General features: G+C 57.4%; 27 protein-coding genes. 14 read left to right on the top strand and 13 right to left on the bottom strand.

The window, feature by feature from the left end:
- Positions 1-17: 17 nt before the first annotated feature.
- Both F3J31_RS00535 and F3J31_RS00540 read left to right on the top strand, forming a co-directional pair.
- Complete coding sequence (locus F3J31_RS00535) at positions 18-545, top strand: XRE family transcriptional regulator (RefSeq protein WP_048030503.1); 528 nt, start codon at positions 18-20, stop codon at positions 543-545.
- Between the two features lie 80 nt (positions 546-625).
- Complete coding sequence (locus F3J31_RS00540) at positions 626-2,590, top strand: U32 family peptidase (protein WP_023618976.1); 1,965 nt, start codon at positions 626-628, stop codon at positions 2,588-2,590.
- On the opposite strand, the gene F3J31_RS00545 is transcribed toward F3J31_RS00540, so the two are convergent.
- The 3 genes from F3J31_RS00545 to ftrA all read right to left on the bottom strand — a co-directional run bounded on the left by F3J31_RS00545 (position 2,591) and on the right by ftrA (position 4,713).
- On the bottom strand, positions 2,591-2,821 hold the full coding sequence (locus tag F3J31_RS00545; protein WP_167210581.1) for a DUF2554 family protein: 231 nt from the start codon (positions 2,819-2,821) through the stop codon (positions 2,591-2,593).
- Between the two features lie 314 nt (positions 2,822-3,135).
- Positions 3,136-3,672 (bottom strand): dihydrofolate reductase family protein, encoded by a 537-nt coding sequence (locus F3J31_RS00550; protein ID WP_167210584.1) that lies wholly within the window; start codon positions 3,670-3,672, stop codon positions 3,136-3,138.
- A 33-nt stretch (positions 3,673-3,705) separates the two neighbouring features.
- Positions 3,706-4,713 carry a transcriptional regulator FtrA gene (gene ftrA / locus F3J31_RS00555; protein WP_167210587.1) on the bottom strand — a complete coding sequence of 336 codons (1,008 nt, stop codon included), beginning with the start codon at positions 4,711-4,713 and terminating at the stop codon, positions 3,706-3,708.
- Positions 4,714-4,786: 73 nt separating this feature from the next.
- On the opposite strand from ftrA, the gene F3J31_RS00560 reads away from it, so the two are divergent.
- The 8 genes from F3J31_RS00560 to zinT all read left to right on the top strand — a co-directional run bounded on the left by F3J31_RS00560 (position 4,787) and on the right by zinT (position 12,806).
- Positions 4,787-5,200, top strand: coding sequence for a rhodanese-like domain-containing protein (locus F3J31_RS00560; RefSeq protein WP_008502248.1), 414 nt, complete (start codon positions 4,787-4,789; stop codon positions 5,198-5,200).
- Between the two features lie 156 nt (positions 5,201-5,356).
- Entirely contained in the window at positions 5,357-6,460 is a 1,104-nt protein-coding gene (locus F3J31_RS00565; RefSeq protein ID WP_069719246.1) for a cobalamin-independent methionine synthase II family protein, read from the top strand.
- Positions 6,461-6,663: 203 nt separating this feature from the next.
- The gene (gene urtA, locus F3J31_RS00570; RefSeq protein WP_023618714.1) at positions 6,664-7,935 is read left to right on the top strand and encodes an urea ABC transporter substrate-binding protein; all 1,272 of its coding nucleotides are present in this window, start codon (positions 6,664-6,666) and stop codon (positions 7,933-7,935) included.
- A 24-nt stretch (positions 7,936-7,959) separates the two neighbouring features.
- Positions 7,960-9,534 carry an urea ABC transporter permease subunit UrtB gene (gene urtB / locus F3J31_RS00575; RefSeq protein WP_167210591.1) on the top strand — a complete coding sequence of 525 codons (1,575 nt, stop codon included), beginning with the start codon at positions 7,960-7,962 and terminating at the stop codon, positions 9,532-9,534.
- Complete coding sequence (urtC, locus tag F3J31_RS00580) at positions 9,534-10,607, top strand: urea ABC transporter permease subunit UrtC (protein WP_045910528.1); 1,074 nt, start codon at positions 9,534-9,536, stop codon at positions 10,605-10,607. The genes urtB and urtC overlap by 1 nt, the downstream gene beginning before the upstream one ends.
- Entirely contained in the window at positions 10,607-11,404 is a 798-nt protein-coding gene (urtD, locus tag F3J31_RS00585) for an urea ABC transporter ATP-binding protein UrtD (RefSeq protein WP_167210593.1), read from the top strand. The genes urtC and urtD overlap by 1 nt, the downstream gene beginning before the upstream one ends.
- A gap of 9 nt (positions 11,405-11,413) precedes the next feature.
- Positions 11,414-12,112: an urea ABC transporter ATP-binding subunit UrtE gene (urtE, locus tag F3J31_RS00590; protein ID WP_167210597.1), complete on the top strand. Its 699-nt coding sequence runs from the start codon at positions 11,414-11,416 to the stop codon at positions 12,110-12,112.
- A gap of 52 nt (positions 12,113-12,164) precedes the next feature.
- Positions 12,165-12,806 carry a metal-binding protein ZinT gene (gene zinT / locus F3J31_RS00595; RefSeq protein ID WP_048030493.1) on the top strand — a complete coding sequence of 214 codons (642 nt, stop codon included), beginning with the start codon at positions 12,165-12,167 and terminating at the stop codon, positions 12,804-12,806.
- A gap of 46 nt (positions 12,807-12,852) precedes the next feature.
- Here zinT and ydeE read toward each other — a convergent pair whose 3' ends face one another.
- On the bottom strand, positions 12,853-14,070 hold the full coding sequence (ydeE, locus tag F3J31_RS00600) for an efflux MFS transporter YdeE (protein WP_167210600.1): 1,218 nt from the start codon (positions 14,068-14,070) through the stop codon (positions 12,853-12,855).
- 194 nt (positions 14,071-14,264) lie between these two features.
- On the opposite strand from ydeE, the gene eamA reads away from it, so the two are divergent.
- Complete coding sequence (gene eamA / locus F3J31_RS00605; protein WP_021242508.1) at positions 14,265-15,170, top strand: O-acetylserine/cysteine exporter; 906 nt, start codon at positions 14,265-14,267, stop codon at positions 15,168-15,170.
- A gap of 32 nt (positions 15,171-15,202) precedes the next feature.
- Here eamA and marB read toward each other — a convergent pair whose 3' ends face one another.
- The 3 genes from marB to marR are packed head-to-tail and all read right to left on the bottom strand — an operon-like array spanning position 15,203 to position 16,292.
- The gene (gene marB / locus F3J31_RS00610; protein WP_008502238.1) at positions 15,203-15,421 is read right to left on the bottom strand and encodes a multiple antibiotic resistance protein MarB; all 219 of its coding nucleotides are present in this window, start codon (positions 15,419-15,421) and stop codon (positions 15,203-15,205) included.
- 33 nt (positions 15,422-15,454) lie between these two features.
- Positions 15,455-15,835: an MDR efflux pump AcrAB transcriptional activator MarA gene (gene marA, locus F3J31_RS00615; protein WP_008502237.1), complete on the bottom strand. Its 381-nt coding sequence runs from the start codon at positions 15,833-15,835 to the stop codon at positions 15,455-15,457.
- Between the two features lie 22 nt (positions 15,836-15,857).
- A complete protein-coding gene (gene marR, locus F3J31_RS00620) occupies positions 15,858-16,292 on the bottom strand; it encodes a multiple antibiotic resistance transcriptional regulator MarR (RefSeq protein WP_008502236.1) in 435 nt (144 codons plus the stop codon).
- 255 nt (positions 16,293-16,547) lie between these two features.
- Here marR and F3J31_RS00625 point away from each other — a divergent pair, with 255 nt between their 5' ends.
- Positions 16,548-17,213, top strand: coding sequence for a MarC family NAAT transporter (locus F3J31_RS00625; protein WP_032651801.1), 666 nt, complete (start codon positions 16,548-16,550; stop codon positions 17,211-17,213).
- Between the two features lie 85 nt (positions 17,214-17,298).
- Here the strand turns inward: F3J31_RS00625 and F3J31_RS00630 are convergent, their stop codons facing one another.
- A complete protein-coding gene (locus F3J31_RS00630; RefSeq protein ID WP_167210603.1) occupies positions 17,299-18,495 on the bottom strand; it encodes a sugar transporter in 1,197 nt (398 codons plus the stop codon).
- A 177-nt stretch (positions 18,496-18,672) separates the two neighbouring features.
- Here F3J31_RS00630 and F3J31_RS00635 point away from each other — a divergent pair, with 177 nt between their 5' ends.
- Both F3J31_RS00635 and F3J31_RS00640 read left to right on the top strand, forming a co-directional pair.
- Complete coding sequence (locus F3J31_RS00635) at positions 18,673-19,461, top strand: PhzF family phenazine biosynthesis protein (protein ID WP_167210605.1); 789 nt, start codon at positions 18,673-18,675, stop codon at positions 19,459-19,461.
- 27 nt (positions 19,462-19,488) lie between these two features.
- Positions 19,489-20,280, top strand: a complete 792-nt coding sequence (locus F3J31_RS00640; protein WP_167210608.1) for a PhzF family phenazine biosynthesis protein — start codon at positions 19,489-19,491, stop codon at positions 20,278-20,280.
- Here the strand turns inward: F3J31_RS00640 and F3J31_RS00645 are convergent.
- The 5 genes from F3J31_RS00645 to F3J31_RS00665 all read right to left on the bottom strand — a co-directional run bounded on the left by F3J31_RS00645 (position 20,277) and on the right by F3J31_RS00665 (position 24,961).
- The gene (locus F3J31_RS00645) at positions 20,277-20,954 is read right to left on the bottom strand and encodes an SDR family oxidoreductase (protein WP_167210611.1); all 678 of its coding nucleotides are present in this window, start codon (positions 20,952-20,954) and stop codon (positions 20,277-20,279) included. The genes F3J31_RS00640 and F3J31_RS00645 overlap by 4 nt on opposite strands.
- Before the next feature lies 1 nt (position 20,955).
- The gene (locus tag F3J31_RS00650; protein ID WP_167210614.1) at positions 20,956-21,426 is read right to left on the bottom strand and encodes a YhcH/YjgK/YiaL family protein; all 471 of its coding nucleotides are present in this window, start codon (positions 21,424-21,426) and stop codon (positions 20,956-20,958) included.
- Complete coding sequence (locus tag F3J31_RS00655) at positions 21,423-22,586, bottom strand: exo-alpha-sialidase (RefSeq protein WP_167210617.1); 1,164 nt, start codon at positions 22,584-22,586, stop codon at positions 21,423-21,425. Before F3J31_RS00655 ends, F3J31_RS00650 begins: the two co-directional genes overlap by 4 nt.
- A 1-nt stretch (position 22,587) precedes the next feature.
- Positions 22,588-24,000 (bottom strand): sodium:solute symporter family protein, encoded by a 1,413-nt coding sequence (locus F3J31_RS00660; RefSeq protein WP_032640176.1) that lies wholly within the window; start codon positions 23,998-24,000, stop codon positions 22,588-22,590.
- Between the two features lie 76 nt (positions 24,001-24,076).
- On the bottom strand, positions 24,077-24,961 hold the full coding sequence (locus tag F3J31_RS00665; protein ID WP_167210620.1) for a dihydrodipicolinate synthase family protein: 885 nt from the start codon (positions 24,959-24,961) through the stop codon (positions 24,077-24,079).
- Positions 24,962-24,972: the final 11 nt, after the last annotated feature.

A 24,972-nucleotide genomic window follows, 5' to 3' on the forward strand; every position in this document is an offset into this window, starting at 1 on the left:
TGTCACCAGGAGGGAACATGGACATCACACGACATCTTGCAACCACATTGAAAACGCTGCGCCAGGCACGCGGCTGGAGTTTGTCGAAGCTCGCGGACGAGACCGGCGTGTCAAAGGCAATGCTCGGGCAAATCGAGCGAAATGAATCCAGCCCCACGGTGTCGACGCTGTGGAAAATTGCCACAGGACTGAACGTGCCGTTTTCCGCCTTCATCACGCCTGAGGCGGACCGACAGGCGGTGTTTGACCCGCAGCAGCAGGCGATGGTCGTCAAGCCGCTCTTTCCGTGGGACGAGGCGCTCCGGTTTGATTATTTCTCCATTACCCTGGCCCCCGGTGCCCTGAGTGAATCCACGCCGCATGAGGCAGGGGTGATTGAACATGTGGTGGTGGTCAGCGGCGAGCTGGAGATGAAGCTCGAGGGCAAGTGGCAGACGATTTCTGCCGATTCGGGCGTCCGCTTCGCCGGCGATAAACCGCATGCCTACCGCAACAGCAGTGACCGGACGGTGCATTTTCACTCCCTGATTCATTATCCCCGCTGAGGCTACGCAAAACTGTTTCGCTGACGCAGACTTCTGACTACAATAGCCGCCATTTTGACCATAACGGATAACGACGAAGTATGCGCCTGCAATCCCATCATCTTGAACTTTTAAGCCCGGCCCGTGACGCCGCCATTGCCCGTGAAGCGATCCTTCATGGCGCAGATGCCGTCTACATTGGTGGTCCTGGCTTCGGTGCCCGCCATAACGCCAGCAACAGCCTGAGCGATATCGCTGAACTGGTGCCGTTCGCCCACCGTTTCGGGGCGAAAGTGTTCGTGACCCTGAATACCATTCTTCATGATGATGAGCTGGAGCCTGCGCAACGTCTGATTACCGATCTCTATCAGGCCGGGGTGGATGCCCTGATTGTTCAGGATATGGGCGTGCTGGAGCTGGATATTCCGCCCATTGAACTGCACGCCAGTACCCAGTGTGATATCCGCACGGTTGAGAAGGCGAAGTTTCTCTCTGACGTCGGCTTTTCGCAGATCGTCCTGGCCCGCGAGCTGAACCTGAATCAAATCCGCGATATTCACCAGGCGACAGACGCGACGATTGAATTCTTTATCCACGGCGCGCTGTGCGTCGCCTATTCCGGTCAGTGCAACATTTCCCACGCGCAAACGGGGCGCAGCGCCAACCGCGGCGACTGTTCACAGGCCTGCCGTCTGCCGTATACCCTGAAAGACGATCAGGGCCGCGTCGTGGCATTTGAAAAACACCTGCTCTCGATGAAGGATAACGATCAGACCGCCAACCTGGGCGCGCTGATCGACGCGGGCGTGCGTTCCTTCAAGATTGAAGGGCGCTATAAAGATATGAGCTACGTGAAGAACATCACCGCGCACTATCGCCAGATGCTGGATGCCATTATCGAGGATCGCGGTGACCTGGCGCGCGCGTCGGCCGGTCGTACCGAGCATTTCTTTATTCCGTCGACGGACAAAACGTTCCACCGCGGCAGCACGGACTATTTTGTGAATGCCCGTAAAGGGGATATCGGCGCGTTTGACTCACCGAAGTTTATCGGCTTGCCGGTTGGCGAAGTGCTGAAAGTGGCGAAAGATCACCTTGATGTTGCGGTGACGGAGCCGCTAGCGAACGGCGATGGCCTTAACGTGATGATTAAGCGTGAAGTGGTGGGCTTCCGCGCCAACACGGTCGAAAAAACCGGCGAGAACCGCTACCGCGTGTGGCCGAATGAAATGCCGGCCGATCTCTACAAGGCGCGACCGAACGCGGCGCTTAACCGTAACCTCGATCATAACTGGCAGCAGGCGCTGCTGAAAACCTCCAGCGAACGTCGTATTGCGGTGGACATTGAACTGGGCGGCTGGGAAGAGCAGTTGATTCTGACCATGACCTGTGAAGACGGCATCAGCGTAACGCATACGCTTGATGGCCTGTTCGAGGTGGCAAACAACGCGGAGAAAGCGCTCAACAGCCTGAAGGATGGCGTCGCGAAGCTGGGTCAGACGATTTACTACGCCCGCAACGTTGAGGTCAACCTGCCGGATGCCCTGTTTGTGCCGAACAGTTTGCTCAACCAGTTCCGCCGTGAAACCGCCGAGATGCTGGATGACGCGCGCCTGGCGAACTACCCGCGCGCTAGCCGTAAAGCGGAAGCCGTTCCTGCGCCCGTCTACCCGGATACGCATTTATCCTTCCTGGCCAACGTCTATAACCATAAAGCACGTGAATTCTATCATCGCCACGGCGTGCAGCTGATCGACGCGGCCTATGAAGCGCATGAGGAGAAGGGCGATGTGCCGGTGATGATCACCAAGCACTGCCTCCGTTTCGCGTTTAACCTGTGCCCTAAGCAGGCGAAAGGCAACATCAAGAGCTGGAAGGCTACCCCTATGCAGCTCGTAAACGGTGACGAAGTGCTGACTCTTAAATTTGACTGCCGTCCTTGCGAAATGCATGTGATTGGCAAGATGAAAAACCACATCTTCAAAATGCCGCAGCCCGGCAGTATTGTGGCGTCCGTCAGTCCGGACGATCTGATGAAAACGCTGCCAAAACGCAAGGGCAGCTAATTATCGAAGGTGCGTGTCCGGTTTGCGCGATTTCTGCCACAGGTGGTGTTCGCGCAAACCTTCCGCCGACTCCTCCGCCGCACTTCGCAATTCATCGCTGTCGGCTTCATGACGCAGCTGATGCTCCACATTCTTTACCCACAAATATTCATGTCCTTTGTGCCCGGCCATAAGCTGGCCTGAAAAAAGGGCACAGATCAGCATCACGAGAGATAAACCTTTTTTAACCATGAAGTCACCGCCGAATAACATTGCGGCTTGATCATGCCGATTATTTATTATGGTTATTATTCAAAACTTCAAATTAGCGCAAAGGAAATGTCAAAGAGTATGATTTCGGGCGCGCTGCATGTCATGAGAGAGCTTTACCCATGCGGGTTAAAAAAGGCTGTTTAACCTTCGTTAAGACAACGGGTGTTAGCTTGTATGGGATCCGCAGCCCGGTCATGTCGTGTCGGGACGTAGAGACCAAAATACAAATCTATCCATGCAAGCATTTACCGCCATTTTTGGCGGTTTTTTTTTGCGCAGTGTTTACCGTGGTTTTACGGCATCAGTCGGTAGTGCGACTGCACCAGACCCGAAGGGAAGCTGCGGCTGGAGACCAGCGTCAAGTCGATATCCCTGGGCAGGGCGCCAAACAGTGATTTACCCGAGCCGAGCAGGACAGGAACGGTCGTGATCACCATATCGGCGACCAGTCCTTCCCGCAGAAACGACTGTATCACCTGCCCACCATCAAGATAGACGCGATGGACGTTCTGCATCGCCAGATCGTCGAGTACCTCCTTTGGCGTGCGGCCGGAAAACTGTACTTTTCCCCTCAGTACGTCGGGCACCGGCGTGTCGGCCAGCCGTCGGGAGAGGACCAGCACGGGCCGGTCATAGGGCCAGGTGTCAAAAGTCAGCACCTTCTCATAGCTCCCCCGGCCCATCACGATCCACTCTTTGTCCGCGATGAACGCCGCATAGCCATGATCCTCAGTCGGGTCATCGCGCTGCAGCAGCCACTCGATATCGTCATTGTGTTTGGCGATGTAGCCATCAAGACTGGTTGCGATAAAAACGTGTGTGGTGACCATCAGGTGCTCCGTATTAACCATAAAACTAACGCCTCAGCGGGCTGTACCAGAATGAGAAAATTGTTTACGGTACTGGGCCGGGGAAATCGCGAACTGCTGGCGGAAATGATGACGCAGCGTCGATGCCTGACCAAACCCGGTCTGTTCCGCGATGCTGTCGATGCTTAAACGGCTGCTTTCCAGATAATCTTTCGCCCGCAGCAGGCGCTCATTGAGTAACCAGCGGGCAGGCGTCGTTCCCGTTGCCGCTTCGAAGCGACGAAGAAACGTGCGCTGACTCATACCGACGCGGCGCGCCAGCGAGTCGACGCTGTGCGGCTCGGTAAGATGCGTGTGCAGAAAATCAAACAGCTGACCAAGGCGCTGGCTTTCGCGCAGCTGCGCCACCGGGCGACTCAGCTGTTGCGGCTGAGAGCCATCCCGGTGAGGGGGAATGACCAGCCGACGCGCCACGCTGTTGGCGGTTTCCATCCCATAATCTCTTCGTACAACGTGAAGGCAGAGATCGATTCCCGCCGCGCTGCCTGCGGAAGTCAGTATATCGCCTTCGTCCTGGTAGAGCACATCCTCGACCACGTCGATGTCAGGGAAGCGGGTTTTTAGCGTCTCAATGTAGCGCCAGTGCGTCGTGGCTTTACGTCCGTTCAGCAGCCCCGAGGCGGCCAGCACAAATACGCCCGAGCAGATGGAGAGCAGCTGACAGCCTCGCGCACTGGCCTGACGTAATGCGTTGCGGAGCGCGTCCGGAACCGGCGAGTCCAGCCCACGCCAGCCCGGCACCACGATCAGATCGGCAGACTCAAGCAGGGAGAGATCGCCATCGGTAATGATACGGATCCCGCCTGTCGCCCGAAGCTCACCGCTGTCAACGCTTGCCACGGCAAAACGATACCAGTCGTCGCCCAACTCGGGGCGCGGCAGGCCGAAGATTTCCACCGCCACCCCAAACTCAAAGGTACACAGACCGTCATACGCCAGCACCACCACCTTAGGGCGGGCAATCTGTCTTAACGTTGTCATCTTTTTGCTGTTTTCTGGCATAAGCGAGCGCATTCACGGGCTGAATTTGTGGATAGAGTAGTGTTAACACAAACGCCAAAGATGAGGAAGGATCATGAGCTATGTTACTGAATTTCCAGCTGCCGAGCCGCAGGAAGCCGTTACCCATTTCCTGCGCCGCCTGAGCGTCGAAACCGACTGCGCCGATGTGCATCATGCCATCACGCATAATGAGCAGGACTTTGTTTTACTGCACGTTGTGGGAAGCCCGGAGCAGTTTGCCCGTCGCCATGTGCCGGGCGCTCTGCATATGCCGTGGAGCCAGATGACCGCTGAGCGCATGGCCCAATGGCCTGAAGGAACGCTGTTCGTCGTCTACTGCGCAGGGCCGCACTGTAACGGCGCGGACAGAGCCGCGCTGAAGCTGGCGCGTCTCGGTCTGCCGGTCAAAATCATGCTCGGTGGGATCACCGGCTGGGAAGATGAACGCTACGCGTTTGCCAGCGAGGCGTCCGTGGCCGCGCTGTGAAGATGAATTTTTTTCAACACCCGTGAAATTTTCTCGTTTGCCGGCACCGGTGAGGTATGACATTGTTTTTGGACATTTAGACATCCAGAAGTCTAAAACTTCAAATGATGAATTATCACTGCGGGCAATTATTGCCGGCAGACTGAGGAGATTTCCATGCAACGACACCACGCCCCGTTCCGCGCCGATGTAGTCGGCAGTTTTTTACGCCCGGATGCCATCAAGCAGGCTCGCCTGAAATTTGCCAGCGGTGAGATTGATGCCGGGCAGCTTCGCGCGGTGGAGGACGAGGCCATTCGCCACGTCGTCGAGCAGCAGTGTGCGTGCGGCCTGCATGTGGTGACCGACGGTGAGTTTCGTCGTGCCTGGTGGCACTTCGACTTCTTCGACGGACTGCAGGGCGTTGAGCGTTACGATTCGCAGCAGGGCATCCAGTTTAACGGCGTGCAAACCAAAGCCCACGGCGTGCGCGTCACCGGCAAGCTGGGCTTTGGCGAGCATCCGATGCTGGAAGACTTTCGCTATCTGAAAAGCATCAGCGGGAACGCCCAGCCGAAAATGACCATTCCCAGCCCGAGCGTGCTGCATTTCCGCGGCGGTCGCAAAGACATTGACGCGACCGTCTACCCGGACCTGAACGTCTATTTTGATGACCTGGCGACCACCTGGCGCGACGCCATTCGGGCCTTCTACGATGCGGGCTGCCGTTATCTGCAGCTGGATGACACCGTCTGGGCCTATCTCTGTTCGGACGATCAGCGCCGTCAGATCCGCGAGCGCGGCGACGACGCCGATGAGCTGGCGCGCATCTATGCCCGCGTGCTGAACAAGGCGCTGGAGGGCAAGCCGGACGACCTGACCATCGGGCTGCACGTCTGTCGCGGCAATTTCCGATCCACCTGGATTTCCGAAGGCGGCTACGAGCCGGTAGCGGAAGTGCTGTTCGGAACCGTCAACGTTGACGCCTTCTTCCTCGAATATGATAACGACCGCAGCGGGGATTTTGCGCCATTGCGCTTTGTCCGCCCGGGCAAGCAACAGGTGGTGCTGGGTCTTATTACCACGAAAAACGGCGAGCTGGAGAACCCGGAGGGGATTAAAGCCCGTCTGGAAGAGGCGGCGAAATACGTGGCGAAAGAGCAAATTTGCCTTAGCCCGCAGTGCGGCTTTGCCTCTACCGAAGAGGGCAATAGTCTGAGCGAAACCCAGCAGTGGGACAAAGTCCGTCTGGTCACGCAGATCGCCAGCGAAGTCTGGTAAAACCTTCCTCCTCAGCGCTGCATTATAAAAGTGCAGCGCTGTGCCATTGTGAGACGTTCTCTTTACATCCGGCGTTCCCCTCCCAGAAATAGCGCTATCTCCATTCTGGCATTCTTTTTGCTCCTGCTTCGCTGACACATTTATTTCCGCGTCCACGCCGTAACGGACGTTTTCGCACAGCGTTCTTTTTCAGGAGTGAAAATATGCACCGTCGTACTTTACTAAAAGCCTTCGCGTTGTCTGCGTCCGTCGTGGCGATGGGGATGAGTTTTGGCGCGCAGGCGGCCGATACCATCAAAGTGGGGATAATGCATTCTCTTTCCGGCACGATGGCTATCTCCGAGACCCCGCTGAAAGATGTCGCCCTGATGACCATCGACGAGATCAACGCCAAAGGCGGCGTGCTGGGCAAGAAACTGGAGCCGGTGGTGGTGGACCCGGCCTCAAACTGGCCGCTGTTTGCCGAGAAGGCCCGTCAGCTGCTGAGCCAGGATAAAGTGGCAGTGGTATTCGGCTGCTGGACCTCGGTTTCGCGCAAATCCGTACTGCCGGTTTTCGAGGAGCTGAACGGCCTGCTGTTCTATCCGGTGCAGTATGAGGGCGAGGAAATGTCGCCAAACGTCTTCTATACCGGCGCGGCGCCGAACCAGCAGGCGATCCCGGCGGTGGAATACCTGATGAGCGAAGACGGCGGCGCGGCGAAACGCTTCTTCCTGCTGGGAACCGATTACGTCTATCCGCGTACCACCAACAAGATCCTGCGCGCGTTCTTGCATTCGAAAGGGGTGGAGGATAAGGACATCGAAGAGGTGTATACCCCGTTTGGTCACAGCGACTACCAGACCATCGTCGCCAACATCAAAAAATTCTCTGCGGGCGGCAAAACCGCCGTGGTGTCGACCATCAACGGCGACTCCAACGTACCGTTCTACAAAGAGCTGGCTAACCAGGGGCTGAAAGCGACCGACGTGCCGGTGGTGGCCTTCTCTGTCGGTGAAGAAGAACTACGCGGGATCGACACCAAACCGCTGGTGGGTAACCTGGCGGCGTGGAACTACTTTGAGTCCGTCGATAATCCGACTAACCAGGCGTTCGTGGCGGATTACAAAGCCTATGCGAAGGCGCACAAGCTGCCGAACGCCGACACCGTGGTGACCAACGACCCGATGGAAGCGACTTACGTGGGGATTCATATGTGGGCGCAGGCGGTGGAAAAAGCAGGCACTACCGATGTGGACAAAGTGCGTGCGGCGATGGCCGGTCAGTCCTTTAAGGCGCCGTCAGGCTTTACGCTCACCATGGATGCCACCAACCATCATCTGCATAAGCCGGTCATGATCGGTGAAATCGAAGGCAACGGTCAGTTTAACGTGGTGTGGCAGACCGAACAGCCGGTTCGCGCCCAGCCGTGGAGTCCGTTCATCGCCGGGAATGACAAAAAGCCCGACCAGCCGATGAAAACCGCCAGCAACTAAGCCATCACCGCAGGGAGAAACGTCATGAACGCCATGCGCCTGTTCATCGCTCTTGTATGGCTTTCCGGACTGCTGCCAGGGATGGTGCAGGCATCGGATGCCGATCGTTTTGTTGCCGCCAGCCGCAGCCAGCAGGCGAATTTGTTGACGCAGTGGGCCGCCGCGCCGGATGCGTCAAGACTGCCGCTCCTTGAGGCGCTGCAAAAAGAAAACCTCTACGTCGATACGCAAAAGCACGCCTTTGCACAACGCAATGGCAGCGTCATCCCGCTGGGGGAAAGTCAGACGGCAGAGGGCCCAACCAAAGCCGTTCGTCTGACGAACCGGCTGCGCGTGCTGGCTGCGACCGCCATCGCCACGCATCAGCTGGTGAGTGACAGTGTCACTGAAAGGCGGGCGGCGGCGCGTCAGCTGCAGCGCGATGCCCGGCCCGACATGCTCGCGTTTCTGGAAAAGCGAGTGAGCGATGAAACGGATGCCGTGGCGCGTCAGGCGCTGCTGCTGGCGGTCGCGAATCTTCAGCTGGCAAGCCCGCAGGCCGAGGTGCGCCGCAAGGCCGTGGCGTTGTTAGGCCAGTCCGACGATCCGGACGTACAGTCCAGACTCACCCCGTTTACCCAGCCACAGACGGAGCCGGATAGCGGCGTTCGCGCGGCCGCAGAAGAGAGTCTTAGCCAGATCCAGCACCGACTGATGTGGGGCGATCTGCTGGGCCAGGCGTTTATGGGGCTGTCCCTCGGATCGGTACTGCTGCTGGCCGCGCTGGGGCTGGCTATCACCTACGGCCTGCTGGGCGTGATTAACATGGCCCACGGCGAGATGCTGATGCTGGGGGCATATGCCACCTGGATGGTGCAGCAGGCGTTGGCCGGGCTTGCGCCCCAGTGGCTGGCGCTCTATCCCGTTATCGCCTTGCCGGTCGCATTCTGCCTGACGGCGGGCATTGGAATGGTGCTGGAGCGCACGGTGATCCGTCATCTGTACGGTCGTCCGCTGGAGACGCTACTGGCGACGTGGGGCATCAGCCTGATGCTTATCCAGCTGGTGCGCATGACCTTTGGCGCCCAGAACCTCGAGGTGGCGAACCCGGCATGGCTCTCAGGCGGGGTGCAGGTTTTTGCCAACCTGACGCTGCCGTGGAACCGCATTGTGGTACTGGGCTTCGTGCTGCTGGTGCTGTTCTTCACCTGGCTCATTCTGAATAAAACCCGTCTGGGGCTCAACGTGCGGGCGGTGACGCAAAACCGCAGCATGGCCGCCTGCTGCGGGGTACCGACAGGGCGCGTCGATATGCTGGCGTTCGGGCTTGGCTCCGGGATTGCGGGGTTAGGCGGCGTGGCGTTATCGCAGCTCGGTAACGTCGGGCCGGAGCTGGGACAGGGCTATATCATCGACTCCTTCCTTGTGGTGGTGCTTGGAGGCGTAGGCCAGCTGGCAGGCAGCGTGGCCGCGGCATTTGGTCTGGGGATCTTTAATAAAATCCTTGAACCGCAGATGGGGGCGGTGCTGGGCAAAATCGTGATTCTGGTGGCGATCGTGCTGTTTATTCAGAAACGTCCCCAGGGACTGTTTGCGCTGAAAGGGAGGGTAATTGACTGATGAGCCAGCCGCTGACCTTAACGCTGGCGCGCAAAGCGCCACGCACAACGCAACTTGCAGGCAGCCTGCTGGTGGTGTGTCTGCTGATATTGCCGTTTTTCGCCTTACTGCCTGCGACGCATCCGCTGGCCTTGTCGACCTGGATGCTGACGCTGATTGGCAAGATCCTCTGCTATGCCATCGTTGCGGTGGCGCTGGATCTGGTGTGGGGCTATGCCGGTATGCTGTCGCTTGGGCACGGGATCTTCTTCGCGCTGGGCGGCTACGCGATGGGCATGTACCTGATGCGCCAGGCTGCAGGTGACGGTCTGCCTGCGTTTATGTCGTTTCTCTCCTGGAGCGAACTGCCGTGGTTCTGGTGGGGCACCCAGCATTTTGCCTGGGCGCTGGTGCTGATTGTGCTGGTGCCGGGGCTGCTGGCGCTGGTATTTGGCTGGTTTGCCTTCCGCTCGAAGATCAAAGGGGTCTATTTCTCGATTATGACCCAGGCGCTGACCTATGCCGGGATGCTGCTGTTCTTTCGCAACGAAACCGGCTTTGGCGGCAATAACGGCTTTACCGGCTTCACCACGCTGCTCGGGTTTTCAGTAACGGAAACGACGACCCGTATCGCGCTGTTTCTGGCCACCGTGCTGTTGCTGCTCCTGGCCCTGGGCACAGGGTTTGCGCTGGCGAAGAGCAAGTTTGGCCGCATTCTGACCGCCGTTCGCGACGCCGAAAACCGGCTGACGTTTTGCGGCTACGATCCGCGCGGGTTCAAGCTGCTGGTGTGGACGCTCTCTGCCGTACTGTGCGGTCTGGCGGGGGCGCTCTATGTGCCGCAGGTCGGCATTATCAACCCGGGGGAAATGTCGCCGACAAACTCGATAGAGGCCGCCATCTGGGTGGCGCTGGGTGGGCGCGGCACGCTGGTGGGGCCGGTGATTGGCGCGGCGCTGGTGAACGGGGCGAAAAGTTTCTTCACCGTTGCGATGCCGGAGTACTGGCAGCTGTTTCTGGGGCTGATTTTTATCGCCGTTACGCTGTTTTTACCGCGCGGCGTCTACGGACTGTTTCGTAAGGGAGAAAAATAATGCAGCCAGCCGAAGGGTTATTCACCCGCCAGCTACCCGGCGATCGTTACCGCGAGCAGACCGACCCGGTCCTGCAGCTTGTGGCGATTAACGTCAATTTTGATGGCTTTCAGGCCCTGACCGATCTCTCGCTGAATATCGGCGTGGGCGAGCTGCGCTGCGTGATCGGTCCCAACGGGGCCGGTAAAACCACGCTGATGGACGTTATCACCGGCAAAACGCGGCCAAAGAGCGGCAGGGCGATTTACGACCAGTCCATCGACCTGACCGCGCTGGAGCCAGCGGCCATTGCGCGCCAGGGCATCGGGCGTAAATTCCAGAAACCCACGGTCTTTGAGGCGCTGACGGTGTGGGAAAACCTGGAGATCGCGATGAAAACCGATAAGTCCGTCTGGGCGAGCCTGCGGGCAAAACTCAACGGCGAGCAGCGCGATCGGATCGACGAGATGCTGGTTTTACTGCGGCTGACCGGCGAGCGCGACCGCCGCGCCGGGCTGCTTTCCCACGGACAAAAGCAGTTTCTGGAGATCGGCATGTTGCTGGTGCAGGACCCGCATCTGCTGCTGCTGGATGAACCCGCCGCCGGAATGACCGACGCGGAAACGGAATACACCGCAGAGCTGTTCAAAACGCTGGCGGGCAAACACTCCCTGATGGTGGTGGAGCACGATATGGGCTTTGTTGAAACCATCGCCGACCATGTGACCGTGCTGCATCAGGGGCGGGTGCTGGCGGAAGGGTCGCTTCGCGAAGTTCAGGCCAACGAGCAGGTGATTGAGGTCTATCTGGGACGTTAAGGAGAGGGAATGTTACAGGTCAACGAACTGAATCAGTATTACGGCGGCAGCCATATCCTGCGCGGCGTGAGCTTTGAGGCCGTCACCGGGGAAGTCACCTGTCTGCTGGGGCGCAACGGCGTGGGGAAAACCACGCTGCTAAAGTGTCTGATGGGGCTGATCCCGGCGAAAACCGGGGAGGTCATCTGGCAGGGAAAAACGATCACCCACAGTAAACCGCACCAACGGGTGCAGTCTGGTGTGGCGTATGTCCCGCAGGGACGGGAGATTTTCCCGCGCCTGACCGTGGAGGAGAACCTCCAGATGGGACTGTCGCGATTTTCTGCCCGCGAGGCGAAGCAGGTGCCGGAGGAGATCTGGCAGCTGTTCCCGGTGCTCAAAGAGATGAAGCATCGTCGCGGGGGCGATCTCTCCGGCGGGCAACAGCAGCAGCTGGCGATTGGGCGCGCGCTGGCGAGCCGTCCGCAGCTGCTGATCCTGGATGAACCGACCGAAGGCATACAGCCTTCCGTTATTAAAGAGATCGGCCACGTGATCCGCACCCTGGTAAACAGAGGTGACATGGCGATCCTGCTGGTGGAGCAGTTTTACGACTTTGCCGCCGAGCTGGCCGACAGCTATCTGCTGATGTCCCGCGGCACCATTATTCAGCGCGGGCGGGGCGAAAACATGGAGCAGGAGGGCGTGCGCGGCCTGGTTGCGATTTGAAATGTTATAATATAACATCGTCATTCTTATAAAACGGAATGAGGGCGTTACTTTGGCTGCACATATTGGAAAATTTGCCATGACTCTGGGGGCGCTGCTGGTCAGCGGCCAGCTGTTTGCTCACTCGCACGGCCATCAGATGACCGAAGCGGAACAGAAGGCGGCGAACGGCGTGTTTGAGGATAAAGACGTGAAGGACAGAGCGCTGTCTGACTGGGACGGCACCTGGCAGTCGGTCTATCCGTTCCTGCTCGATGGTTCGCTGGATCCGGTCTTTAGACAGAAAGCCCAGAAAGACAAAAGCAAATCCTTTGATGAGGTGAAAGCCTACTACCGCACGGGATATGCGACGGATGTGGATGCCATCGGCATCGAAAATAACGTGATGGAATTCCATCAGGGCAAAGCGGTCAGCCGGTGTCAGTATGATTACAGCGGCTACAAAATTCTGACCTACGCGTCAGGTAAGAAAGGCGTTCGCTATCTGTTTGAGTGTAAGGATGCCGCTAGCAAGGCGCCGAAATTCGTGCAGTTCAGCGACCATACCATCGGACCGAAGGCCTCGTCTCACTTCCATATCTTCATGGGCAACACTTCTCAGGAGGCGCTGCTGAAAGAGATGGACAACTGGCCGACCTATTACCCGAACGAGATGTATAAAGAGCAGGTGGTGGAGGAGATGTTGCACCACTAGTTTTTTGCTTTTGCCGGGGGGCGGCTTCGCCTTACCCGGCCTACGATTAGGGTTTTGTAGGTCGGGTAAGCGCAGCGCCACCCGACACGCTATCTTCACTTTTCACGCTCATCCCGCGCAAAATCATCAGCCAGGCCATGGCGATGGCGACCATCATGATCACAAACAAGGACCAATGCGGCAGGTTGGTCAGGATGATACCGGTGATCATCGGGTTTGCCGCCGCGCCGAGCCAGCCCAGCGCCTGCGCGGAGAAATAGCTCGCCTTCATTCCCGGTGGCGCAATGTTGTCGATCAGCATGTATTCACCCGGCGCATAGATAATCTCACCCAGCGTGAAAATGGCGGCAGCGATGCCCCAGTAAACCAGGTTTTCCCCGGAGAGCATAAAGCCGCCCAGTCCCACGATAAAAAACAGGGTGGCAAGGGTCATCAGCGGGCGGATATTTCTGGCTGAGATTTTGCGGCCCAGCGCATATTGCAGCGTCACCACCACGGCAGCGTTGACCGGGAGCACCACGGCGACCACCTTTTCGGCGAAATCACTGTCCGCATGCGCGGCCAGAACGTATTGCGAAATACAGCTCGCGAACGACCCACCCACGTAAGACGCCAGCAGGCCAGAGAGCGTGTACCAGAACAGCGCGCGGTCTTTCAGCAAGACCGACGGCTGCCAGGGCATCTTCTCCTCTGCGGTATCTAACGCCACGCTTTTTTGCACAAAGAAATGGATAAAGCCCAGCGGCAGGGCGGCACAGAAGGCTGCCAGCCAGAACGGCAGCTGCAGGCTGTACATCACCAGCAGGGTGCCAATCGGCGGGCCGACCGTCCAGCCAATGTTCAGGAAGCTGTAGTTCAGCGAGAAGACCCGCGCCTTCTGGCTGGAGGTCAGTACGTCGGAGAACCAGGCTTTCAGCACCGTCGAAAAGACGGAGTAAGCGCAGTTGATCAGCGCAAAGAACAGCACCACCAGCGTGACGTTATTGACCAGCGGGATCGCCACAAAGCCGGCGATAAACGCCACAATCGCGATCAGCATGTAGCGTTTTTTATCAAACTTATCGGCCAGAATGCCAAATCCCAGGCTGAATACCACGCCAATGGTCAGCGCCACGGTCAGGGCATAACCAATATTCTCGACGCTCATGCTGTAGACGCGCGTGAGATAGATGGTCATGAACGGCAGCGTTGCCCCTCTACCGATGGTTAACAACAATGACGATGCCAGCAGCGCTGCGGTTGAGCGCCTGAGAGATGGTTTCATATTCCTGCCCGACAGTTGCTTATGCTTTTATTAGATGTGTGTTAACAGGATTACCATGACATAAGGGGCTTGTATAGCACCTGATTTATCCCTAAGTGCTTCAGCTGCCTGCCAGAAATAATGATCTTCTCGTGATGTACTTTTTTCTGTTACCTTGAAGTGTTAACAAATTATTAATAATTCAGGGGCGGGATATGACGCGGAAAGACGGGCTGCTGGCATTGCTGGTGGTCGTAGTATGGGGGCTCAATTTTGTGGTCATTAAGCTGGGGCTGCACAACATGCCGCCGCTGATGCTGGCCGGTTTACGCTTTATGCTGGTCGCTTTCCCGGCCATCTTCTTTGTGGCGCGTCCAAAGATCCCCTTTAAACTGCTGTTGGGCTACGGTCTGACCATTAGCTTTGGCCAGTTCGCGTTTCTCTTTTGCGCCATCAAGTTCGGTATGCCGGCGGGTCTTGCCTCGCTGGTGTTACAGGCGCAGGCGTTCTTTACCATTATTCTCGGGGCGTTCGTGTTTGGCGAGCGTCTGCAGGGCAAACAGCTGGCGGGGATCACCCTGGCGGTGTTCGGCGTGCTGGTGCTGATCGAGGCCAGCCTGAATGGTCAGCATGTGGCGCTGCTCGGGTTTATGTTGACGCTGGCGGCAGGGCTGAGCTGGGCCTGCGGGAATATCTTCAACAAGCTGATTATGCAGCACGAGGCGCGCCCGGCGGTGATGTCGCTGGTGGTGTGGAGCGCACTGATCCCGGTTATTCCGTTTCTGCTGGCGTCGAGTATTCTGGACGGTCCGGCGGTGATGCTGAACAGTCTGGTCGACATCGATATGACCACGATCCTGTCTCTCGTCTATCTGGCCTTTGTCGCCACCATTGTGGGCTACGGGATCTGGGGATCGCTGCTGGGGCGGTATGAGACCTGGCGCGTCGCGCCGTTATCTCTGCTGGTGCCGGTGGTAGGACTTGCCAGTGCGGCGATTTTGCTGGATGAAACGCTAAGCGCGCTGCAGCTGTTGGGTGCCGTGCTGATCATGGCCGGGCTGTACATTAACGTGTTTGGTCTGCGGGTTCGTCGGACGACGCGGGTAAGCGAAAAGGCATAAAAAAAGCCCCGCATCGGCGGGGCAAAAACGAATCAGAAGCCGTGCTGATTATAATAAGGCACGCCTAATTCGTCGGATTTGTCGCTACCAGCACCCATGTGGTTGAAATCATAAGGCGACTGGTCATGTGCTGACGGCAAAATCATCGTATCAGGATTATTTTGCTGCGTTGCACGAGGGGTTTGCTCCGCGAAGGTCTGGCTGGAGAACAGCACCAGCAAGGCGAGGGCGGCGGAGGCGATAACTTTCATGATTTCCTCGGTTACGTCTGTTACAGGCGATGATTAACTACAGTGTTTTAACGGATACAGGTATCGGGATTCGCCCGGCACGCTGGTGATTCGGTACTTATGAGGCGGCACGTCAAAATAGTTCTTGAACGTACGCGTCAGGGTTTGCTGTGATTCAAATCCGTAACGCTCCGCCAGATAAAGGATCGGCTCATTGCTTTCTTTCAGTTTCTGGGCAATTTCCGTCAGCTTGCGGCTGCGAATATATTGACCTAATGAATGACCAGTCTCTTTTTTGAACATCCGTTGCAGGTGCCATTTGGAGTAACCCGAACGCTCTGACACTTTTTCAAGGGAGAGCGGCGATTCCAGGTTATCCTCGATCCAGTCCAAAATGCTATGAATGGTGATAGCGTCAGTATTGCGTCTGGACATCGTCATACCTCTTTTTTTCTGTTTACGGCAGGATTTTCTTCAGCAGAAGCTCAAGGGTTGCCACTTCATCTGCCGTTAAGTTTTTTGTTAGTTCCTGATGCAGTGTTTGTCCTACTAATTGATGACATTGCTCGCACATGGCCGCGCCATCGCTGGTTAGCTTCACCAGTACGCCGCGTTTGTCATTCGGGTTAGGGCTTCGTTCTATCCATCCTTTGCAGACGAGACGATCGAGCATGCGGGTTAACGCACCCAGATCGACAGAGAGCACCTTTTTCAGCTCAACCGGCGTGATACACACTTCGCAGCGAATGGAACACAGCACTTTGAACTGTGTTGCGGTGATATCCAGCGGTGACAGGTAGTCATTGAGCAGGCGATCTTTTTTCTGATTGACCATATGAATAAGACGACCCAGCGGAACAACGTCGTTAAAGATATCACTGGTGCTTTTCACAATGGTTGCCCTGGCAAGTAGTTAGTCACGGCAGATATTATTGCTCAGGCAAGTATAAGTCAACTGAATGAATCAGCCGATGCCACGAAATGCTAAAACGTTTCATGAACTTTTTTTGAGGTCTTTCAAATCATAGAGATAACTGACAGTTATCTTTTCTGAAGGAAAATAATCGTTACGTTGCCCCCATGGCTGAATGTCACACTTTACCCCTATAATTGCTGTGTTAAATATGGATAAGGACGACAACGCACTATGTTGGATTTAATTAAAGCAATCAGCCTTGGGCTGGTGGTCTTGCTGCCGTTGGCTAACCCGTTAACGACGGTGGCGCTTTTCCTCGGGCTGGCAGGGAACATGAACAGCGCCGAGCGCAACCATCAGTCGATGATGGCCTCGGTGTATGTGTTTGCCATCATGATGGTGGCTTACTACGCCGGACAGGTGGTGATGAATACCTTCGGGATTTCCATCCCTGGTCTGCGTATCGCCGGGGGGCTGATTGTGGCCTTTATTGGTTTCCGCATGTTGTTCCCGGCGCAAAAAGCGCATGAGTCGCCGGAAGCGACCAGCAAATCGGAAGAGCTGGAAACCGAACCGAGTGCGAATATCGCCTTTGTGCCGATTGCCATGCCGAGCACGGCGGGGCCGGGAACTATTGCGATGATCATCAGCTCCGCGTCAACGGTGCGTGACAGCGCAACTTTTCCGGACTGGGTACTGACGGTTGCGCCACCGCTGATTTTTGCGATTATCGGTCTTATCGTGTGGGTGTCGCTGCGCAGCTCCGGCGCCATTATGCGCTGGGTAGGTAAGGGCGGTATCGAGGCAATTTCCCGTCTGATGGGCTTCTTACTGGTCTGTATGGGCGTGCAGTTTATTATCAACGGCGTGCTGGAGATTATTAAGACCTATCATTGATGTCTTGCCCGGCGGCGCTTCGCTTGCACGGGCCTACGGGTTTTGTAGGCCGGGTAAGCGCAGCGCCACCCGGCACCAACAACCCTCACCCGTGCTGCCCCTGTTCCTCCAGCGCCACCGGCCACTTACGGAAGATGAGTACCGACCAGATCAGCGCCACCAGGGCCGGAATAGCCCCCAGATAGCCAATGGCCGACATCGACACGTGCAGTATGACCTGATTTCCCACCAGCGCGCCCGCGCCAATGCCCAGATTGAAAATCCCCGAGAACAGCGACATGGCGACGTCCGTCGCATCCGGCGCCAGGGCCAGCACCTTCACCTGCATGCCCAGGCCAATAATCATGATCGCCACGCCCCAGAACAGGCTGAGGACCGCCAGATGGCTTTCACTGCCCGCGGCGGGCATCAGCAACAGCAGACAGCCCAGCAGCAGGCCGATGGCGCTGCTCACCAGCAAGGAGGCGTGCCGGTTACCCAGCTTGCCAAACAGCACGCTGCCGATAATGCCCGCGCCGCCGAGGATCAGCAGTAAGACGGTGGCAAAGTTGGCGCTAAAGCCCGCCACCACCTGTACAAACGGTTCAATATAGCTGTATGCCGTATAGTGGGCCGTCACGACGATGGCGGTCAGCAGGTAGATGCTCAGCAGTGCAGGGCGACGCATCAGCAGCGGCAGGCTTTTCAGCGAGCCGGAATGTTCGCTCGGCAGCGCGGGCAGCAGTTTAATCAGGCATACCAGCGTCGCCAGTGCGCCCATACCGATGGCGAAGAAGGTCGTGCGCCAGCCGAAGTATTGCCCCACGATGCGGCCAATTGGCAGACCCAGCACCATCGCCAGTGCGGTACCGGTAGCAATCAGGCTCAGCGCCTGGGCGCGTTTACCTGCCGGCGCCAGGCGAATCGCCAGCGACGCGGTAATCGACCAGAACACCGCATGGGCAAAGGCGATGCCGATTCGGCTCATGACCAGCACCGTAAAATTCCACGCCATAAACGACAGCACATGGCTCGCAATGAACAAGACAAACAGACCGATCAGCAGCTTGCGCCGCTCCATCTGGCTGGTCAGCAGCATAAACGGCAAAGACATCAGCGCCACCACCCAGGCGTAGATGGTCAACATAATGCCCACCTGCGCTGTTTCCATCTGGAAACTGTCAGCGATGTCCGACAACAGCCCAACCGGCACAAATTCTGTGGTATTAAAAATAAACGCGGCAACTGCCAGCGTGACCACGCGTAGCCACGCGACCCTGCGGGAAACTGTGTTCGTTGTCATAGGGATGTCTGAGATTCGTTGCTGAAAAGAAGAGGAGACGATCTTAAAACGTCGAACGGCGAAAACTCAACCATTATGTGACGCAGATCTCAATATTTACCTTATGAAAGCGGTAGCCGGGGACGCTGTTTTCATTGAATATAAAAGAACAACACAATAAAAACAGGCGGTAAGACAATGCAGGAGATTGATTTTTATCTGGTCGATGCGTTCAGCGATACCACGTTTGGCGGTAATCCGGCCGCCGTGTGCCCGCTGAAAGCATGGTTACCCGATGAGATCTTGCTGAAGATGGCGCAGCAGCATCATCAGTCGGAAACGGCGTTTTTCGTCTGCAGCAAAGGGGGCATTGAGCTACGCTGGTTTACCACGCTTAGCGAAGTCAATCTCTGCGGTCACGCTACGCTGGCGGCGGCGCACGTACTGTTTACCGAGCTGGATTACCCGGACGCGCGGATCCACTTTGATACCGCCTCTGGCCGCCTGACGGTCACCCGGGAGGGGGACTGGATGACGCTGGACTTCCCTGCATGTCCAACCCATGAAGAGACGCCCCCGCCGGAAATGCTTTCGGCGCTGGGTATCAGCCGCTACGTTGAAGCCCGTAAAGGGCGCGCCTGGGTCATCGTTCTGGAAAATCGCCAACAGGTCGAGGCCCTCGCCCCGGACTTTTCGGCGATGACGCCGGGCGAGCATAAGGTGAGCGTGACGGCGCGCGGTGAGGGGGAATACGATTTTGTCAGCCGCTTTTTCTCCCCCGGCGTTTCCGTTCCGGAAGATCCGGTCACCGGCTCCGCGCACACCATGCTAATTCCCTGGTGGAGCGAAAAATTGGGGAAAACAGCCATGCTTGCCCGTCAGGTTTCCGCGCGCGGCGGCGACGTGCGCTGTGAGCTGAAAGGCTCGCGGGTGCTGATGAGCGGGCAGGCCACACTTTATCTGAAAGGCACAGTTTTTCTGCGCTAAATACCCATAACAAGAGAGGAAGAGACAATGCAGGAAATTGATTTTTATCTGGTGGATGCCTTCAGCGACAAAACCTTTGGCGGCAACGCGGCAGCGGTCTGTCCTCTGGAAGAGTGGCTGCCGGACGAGACGCTGCTCAAAATGGCGCAGCAGCATAACCAGTCTGAGACCGCCTTTTTCGTCCGTACCGACGGTGGGTTTGAGCTGCGCTGGTTTACCACGCTGGATGAAATTAACCTGTGCGGCCATGCCACGCTTGCCGCATCGCACGTTATTTTCGAATACCTTGACTATCCGCACACTGAAATCACCTTCACCACGCGCTTCGTGGGCGAGCTGACGGTTAAACGCAGCGGCGACTGGCTGACGCTGAACTTCCCCGCGTGGTCAACGGAGGTGGTCGAGAACCCACCTGCGCTGTTGTTTAGCGGCCTGGGCATCACAGAGGCAAAAGAGGTGCGCGTTGGACGTGATTACCTGGTGGTGCTGGAGAGCCAGCAGCAGGTAGAAGCGTTAACGCCGGATATTGGGGCAATGCTTCCGCTGGATAAAATGATCTGCGTGACGGCGCCGGGTGATAAATATGACTTCGTCAGCCGCTTTTTCTGCCCGGGCGAAGGGGTGCCCGAAGATCCGGTTACCGGATCTGCCCACAGCATGCTGATCCCTTACTGGAGCGAAAAGCTGGGTAAAAAGTCACTCAATGCCCGCCAGGTGTCACACCGTGGCGGGGATCTGCGCTGCGAATTGAAGGGCGACCGCGTACTGATCGGCGGTCAGGCCACCCTGTATCTGAAAGGGCGTGTTTTCCTGCGCTAGCCGAGTGAGGCGCCGCCGCATATCACCATCTCCTGACCGGTGATAGCGGCGGCTTCATTGCTAAGTAAGAAATTCACCAGTCCCGCCACCTCCTCTGGGGCGATCAGACGTCCGATTGGCGGACACTTCGGCGGCGAGGTTTCTCTCCCCGGTGCGCTGAGCATCGGCGTTTGGGTAGCCCCTGGCGCGACCACGTTAGCGGTGATCCCGCGCGGGGCCAGCTCCGCCGCCCAGCTTCTGACCATCCCTACCATTGCTGCTTTGGTGGAAACGTACTGCGATCGTCCTGCTGCACCGCGAGAGGTTCTGCTGCCAATCGCCACAAACCGTCCACCTGCGGCCATTGTGGGCGCAAAATGGTTAAACAACGCCTCACAGGCCCGGACGTGGAGTTGCCACAGTGAGGTGCTCACATCGCTTTCGAGCTGGCCCAGGGGCGCAGCGGCCATCATCCCTGCAGCATGGATCACCGCCTGGGGCGTCGCGATGGTTTGCAGGGCGCTGCACAGCGCAGCAGGATCGCTGATATCCACGCGCAGGCTCGTGAAGCCAGGGGCATTCAGCATCACGGCCCGGCGGCTGAGCCCGGTGACCTGCCAGCCTTCCGCCAGTAAACGCTTGACGATGGCCTCACCAATTCCGGAGCTGGCCCCGGTGACGACGGCGTGACGCATGTCAGACCTCCAGCATCGCTCGGGGAATTTTAAATACCGCTTTGCGAACGGTCAGCGGCGCCTCTGCGGCGCACAGCGCCTGGTGGGGTTCTCCCGGACAAAAGACCGCAAAGTCTCCTGCGGCAAGACGGATCCTCACGCTGTGTTCAGCAGGTGAAGTAATAAAGAGATCCGGTTTACGCTCTTCGTCCTCCGGCTTGCCAGTGGGGCGAGCGCCAGCATAAATATGTTCTTCTCCTGCCAGTACAACCTGAATATCGGCCCACTGGCGATGATACTCCGTATGCCGATCTGCACGTGGCTGCGTCTGCGCCGGACCAATCTGGCAAAACCAGGTTGCATTTTCCGGCTGCCAGCGCCCGTCATCGCGTTCGCTGAGCGCCTGCAGCGTGCAGTCCGGACGGGATAGCAGGGCGTACAACGCCGACGGAAGCCCTGCCAGCGGCAGGGCGTTGAGATGACCGATAATCATATGGACTCCTTAACCCATTCCGGGGTCACCCGCACATATTTGATGGCCTGGCGGAAGTAGGTGTACGCGATATGAAGCGCGCCATCGGGCCCCTGTTTGATGCTGGGATAGGAGAATTCGCGGTTCAGCTTTTCCAGAGAGTTGTTGGTCATGCAGTAACCATCCCCCTCGTCCAGATGACGCTGCCACGGCCAGGTTTTTCCGCCGTCAGGCGAAATGGCGACGGTCATCGGCGCCCGCGGTGCGCCCCAGAAGGCCGCCCGACCGTGGGTAACAACCGGCTCCTTGCGGTCATCACCATCGTCAATTTCATCGTATAACGAGGCGCGACGTTCCCGCGCCCCGGCGGCGCTCATGGGGTTAAAGACCAGCGCGAGTTCACCGCCCGCAAGCGTGGTCACCTGGATAGAGGAGTTATTATTAGGGAGCTCCGTAGGCTCCGGTACGGACCAGCTTTCGCCGTTATCCGTTGACTGGCTGTAATAGATATTGTCTGCCCAGCGGCTGCGGAACAGGGCGACCAGTGTGCCGTTGAGCAGGCGGGTAATATTCATATGTACGCAGCCGAGGCTTTCCGGAACCTCAACATCGCGCCACGTTTTGCCGCCGTCACCGGATATTTTTACCGCGCTGATATCGTCGTTTCCGACCCATTTCTCACCTGGTTGGGTACGGCAATAAAACACCGGGAGCAGCCAATTACCGTTATCCACCACGACAATCGGCTGACGGATAAACGTGCCCGGTTTATCGAGCAGGGTAGCGATCTCCCCCCAGGTTTTCCCCAGATCCCGGGACTGGCGATAGCGAACGATAGCCGTATCCTGATTACCTGAGATCTGCGCGGTCCACAGCAGCCACAGGACGTTGTCCGGGGCCAGGAACAGAACCGGGTTCTGTTCGGAACGCGTGGCATCGTCCGACAGTTTTACCGCATCACTCCACTGCTGGCTGCCCGGTGCCAGGCGTGATCCCCACACGGAGATATCGGCAATGCCTTCCTGAGTGCCGCCAAACCAGACGCACATCAGCGAGCCATCCGGCAGCGGCAGCAGATTCGCCGCGTGGTTTTGTGGGCAAGAGGAGGGCAGCATGGCGGTTTGCACGTGCGCATCCTGTTGTGGTCGAACAATCCCGTCGCGGGTTACGGTTACAGACATATCAGACTCCATTATTTTGAGCGGGGGTTGGCGCTTTACCCTGCGCTTTTCCCGGAATGAGGCGGTCGATCGCCATGATGACGGCAGGGGTCAGCAAGGCAATGTACATATTGTTGATGCCGAAAGGATCGCCCAGCAGATACCAGACGGAGGTGACGACGCAGGCGCCAATCAGGCCCGCATTGGCACCGCGGGTGCTGCGGAAGAACGGCGCGTAAAACGCAATAACGGCCACCACGGAAATCGACAGGCGAATGGCGCGGGTAAAGAACGAGAGCTTCAGGACTTCAGGTACCAGCAGAACAAAAATCAGCGGCAGGAAACCAATCAGCAGGGAGATCCAGCGGGTGGCCTTAAACTCTTGATCGGGCGTTGGGTTGCGCATCGGCACGTAAAAGTCTTTTACCACCAGAGAGGCGATAGCCAGCGCCACGGTACTGACGCTGACGAAAATAGACGCCACCAGAGAGGTGGTGACCAGGCCGGCCAGCCACGGGTTCATGTCCTGCAGGAAAATCGGCATTGCATACAGGCTGTTAATTTCCGGGTGCAGGTATTTTGCCGCCACCCCAATCACCGCAATGGCCAGCGCAATCGGCAGGCAGAAGAAGAAGGCGACCCAGGTAGAGCGTTTGGCCGATTTCACGTCTTTGGTGGAGGAGATTGCCTGGATTACAAACTGGGTACAGAAGATAGAGCCAATGGTGCCGATGAGCCAGGCGAAAATGGTCGACGCACCGATGTTACCGTCCCAGGTCCAGTAGAAGGCCGGCATGTTTTCAATCATTGGCGTAAAGCCGCCGGTTTTGGAGAGCGCAAAGCCCATGATAGCGAGGATACCAAAGTATTTCAGCGCGCTGTGCAGTACGGTCACCCAGGCTACCCCCTTCATGCCGCCAAAGGCGAAGTAGAAGGTACTGACGATGGCCGTAATGAAGGCGGCAACGGGCAGGTTGACTTTCAGTACGGTGGAAATAGCCGCTGCGCCGCTGACGTAATTCCCCACGTTAACCAGCAGCAGGGCGTAAATCATGATGACAGAGATAATGTTTTTGGTGCTGTTACCGTATTTTTCAGCAATCGCACCAGAGATAGTGATTTTCCCGGTGTTGTAGATGCGTTTTACCAGCAACAGGCCAAAGAGCGGGAAGCCAATCGCGGCCCCGATGACCGACCATGACGCGGCAAAGCCGTCTTCAAACGCCGCCTGTGCGGTGCCGATGGTGGATTTAGCGCCGATATACTCGGACATCAGCAGGATCCCGACAATAAACGCCGGCATCGCGCGGGAGCCTTCCATAAAATCGCCGGAATTTTTACTGCGGATCCGGAAGGTCAGCCAGGTGGTGAAAAGGATGTAAGCAATAACAATGCCAACAATGATCAGGGTATCTTCAGCGGTAAAATTATTCATCTTTGCCTCTCTTCAGGGCGAGTGAATCCTGGGCACCTCAGGTACCCGGTATTCTTATTGACGAAACCAACGCCGTTTAGTTAAGTGACGTTGTCACTATTCGGCGTATCTGTTGGCACTGCTGCTCGCTAAATGCCACGGCATATCGACTCTCACCGACGTCTTCCCCCATGATCTGCAGTGCTTTTTTGACTGCGGCAGGGGAAAACGCCACGTTGTACAGCTCGGTGCGCAGTTGGGTGACGCTCTCCTGCGCAAGGCGGGAACCGTCAATATCCCCCGCGTTAAAGCGTGACCAGATAGCGTTGATGGCCGTCGGCGCCACGTTTGCCAGCCCGGAAATGCAGGCCGAACATCCGTCGACGAAGCCCTGGTGGATAAGCGAATCTGGGCCGTTGAGCACGTCGAATCCATCCATGTCCCTCACCGCATTAAGGAATCCACGCAGGCTTTCATAGCTCCCGGCACTGTCTTTAATACCGACGATGTTGGGATGTTCGGCCAGCGCGCGTGCGGTAGCGGGTTCAATGGTATTGCCGGTACGCGCTGGAATGTTGTACAGAAATACCGGTACGGCTAGCGCGTCGGCGATAGCGGTGTAGTGCGCGACCAGTTCAGACTGTTTCAGCGGAACGAAGTAAGGGGTAATGACGGAAACGGCATCGACGCCCAGCGAGGCGATCTGTTTCCCCAGACGGATGGTTTCGCGGGTCGAAATTTCCCCAATGTGCGCCACGACCGGTGCGCGCCCGGCCACCGTTTCCACGCAGGTGCGGGTGACGGCGATTTTTTCTTCTTCGTTAAGCACGAAGAACTCGCCGTTTGTGCCGCCGCAGAAGATGCCGTTGCCAGCACTGAGTTGACGATCGATCTGTCGTTTCAGGCCCGACAGGTTCAGCGCGCCTTCCGTGTCAAAGGGGGTTACAACGGCCGTTAGCACGCCCCTGATGTTGTTACGCATTACACACTCCT

The sequence above is a fragment of the Enterobacter sp. Acro-832 genome (assembly GCF_011752745.1).
Taxonomy (GTDB): Bacteria; Pseudomonadota; Gammaproteobacteria; order Enterobacterales; family Enterobacteriaceae; genus Enterobacter; species Enterobacter quasiroggenkampii.

Bases quoted from the DNA above. Each gene is read 5' to 3' on its own strand.
- F3J31_RS00535 (WP_048030503.1), top strand. From the start codon at position 18: ATGGACATCACACGACATCTTGCAACCACATTGAAAACGCTGCGCCAG.
- F3J31_RS00540 (WP_023618976.1), top strand. From the start codon at position 626: ATGCGCCTGCAATCCCATCATCTTGAACTTTTAAGCCCGGCCCGTGAC.
- F3J31_RS00545 (WP_167210581.1), bottom strand. From the start codon at position 2,821: ATGGTTAAAAAAGGTTTATCTCTCGTGATGCTGATCTGTGCCCTTTTT.
- F3J31_RS00550 (WP_167210584.1), bottom strand. From the start codon at position 3,672: ATGGTCACCACACACGTTTTTATCGCAACCAGTCTTGATGGCTACATC.
- ftrA (WP_167210587.1), bottom strand. From the start codon at position 4,713: ATGCCAGAAAACAGCAAAAAGATGACAACGTTAAGACAGATTGCCCGC.
- F3J31_RS00560 (WP_008502248.1), top strand. From the start codon at position 4,787: ATGAGCTATGTTACTGAATTTCCAGCTGCCGAGCCGCAGGAAGCCGTT.
- F3J31_RS00565 (WP_069719246.1), top strand. From the start codon at position 5,357: ATGCAACGACACCACGCCCCGTTCCGCGCCGATGTAGTCGGCAGTTTT.
- urtA (WP_023618714.1), top strand. From the start codon at position 6,664: ATGCACCGTCGTACTTTACTAAAAGCCTTCGCGTTGTCTGCGTCCGTC.
- urtB (WP_167210591.1), top strand. From the start codon at position 7,960: ATGAACGCCATGCGCCTGTTCATCGCTCTTGTATGGCTTTCCGGACTG.
- urtC (WP_045910528.1), top strand. From the start codon at position 9,534: ATGAGCCAGCCGCTGACCTTAACGCTGGCGCGCAAAGCGCCACGCACA.
- urtD (WP_167210593.1), top strand. From the start codon at position 10,607: ATGCAGCCAGCCGAAGGGTTATTCACCCGCCAGCTACCCGGCGATCGT.
- urtE (WP_167210597.1), top strand. From the start codon at position 11,414: ATGTTACAGGTCAACGAACTGAATCAGTATTACGGCGGCAGCCATATC.
- ydeE (WP_167210600.1), bottom strand. From the start codon at position 14,070: ATGAAACCATCTCTCAGGCGCTCAACCGCAGCGCTGCTGGCATCGTCA.
- eamA (WP_021242508.1), top strand. From the start codon at position 14,265: ATGACGCGGAAAGACGGGCTGCTGGCATTGCTGGTGGTCGTAGTATGG.
- marB (WP_008502238.1), bottom strand. From the start codon at position 15,421: ATGAAAGTTATCGCCTCCGCCGCCCTCGCCTTGCTGGTGCTGTTCTCC.
- marA (WP_008502237.1), bottom strand. From the start codon at position 15,835: ATGTCCAGACGCAATACTGACGCTATCACCATTCATAGCATTTTGGAC.
- F3J31_RS00625 (WP_032651801.1), top strand. From the start codon at position 16,548: ATGTTGGATTTAATTAAAGCAATCAGCCTTGGGCTGGTGGTCTTGCTG.
- F3J31_RS00630 (WP_167210603.1), bottom strand. From the start codon at position 18,495: ATGACAACGAACACAGTTTCCCGCAGGGTCGCGTGGCTACGCGTGGTC.
- F3J31_RS00635 (WP_167210605.1), top strand. From the start codon at position 18,673: ATGCAGGAGATTGATTTTTATCTGGTCGATGCGTTCAGCGATACCACG.
- F3J31_RS00640 (WP_167210608.1), top strand. From the start codon at position 19,489: ATGCAGGAAATTGATTTTTATCTGGTGGATGCCTTCAGCGACAAAACC.
- F3J31_RS00645 (WP_167210611.1), bottom strand. From the start codon at position 20,954: ATGCGTCACGCCGTCGTCACCGGGGCCAGCTCCGGAATTGGTGAGGCC.
- F3J31_RS00650 (WP_167210614.1), bottom strand. From the start codon at position 21,426: ATGATTATCGGTCATCTCAACGCCCTGCCGCTGGCAGGGCTTCCGTCG.
- F3J31_RS00655 (WP_167210617.1), bottom strand. From the start codon at position 22,586: ATGTCTGTAACCGTAACCCGCGACGGGATTGTTCGACCACAACAGGAT.
- F3J31_RS00660 (WP_032640176.1), bottom strand. From the start codon at position 24,000: ATGAATAATTTTACCGCTGAAGATACCCTGATCATTGTTGGCATTGTT.
- F3J31_RS00665 (WP_167210620.1), bottom strand. From the start codon at position 24,961: ATGCGTAACAACATCAGGGGCGTGCTAACGGCCGTTGTAACCCCCTTT.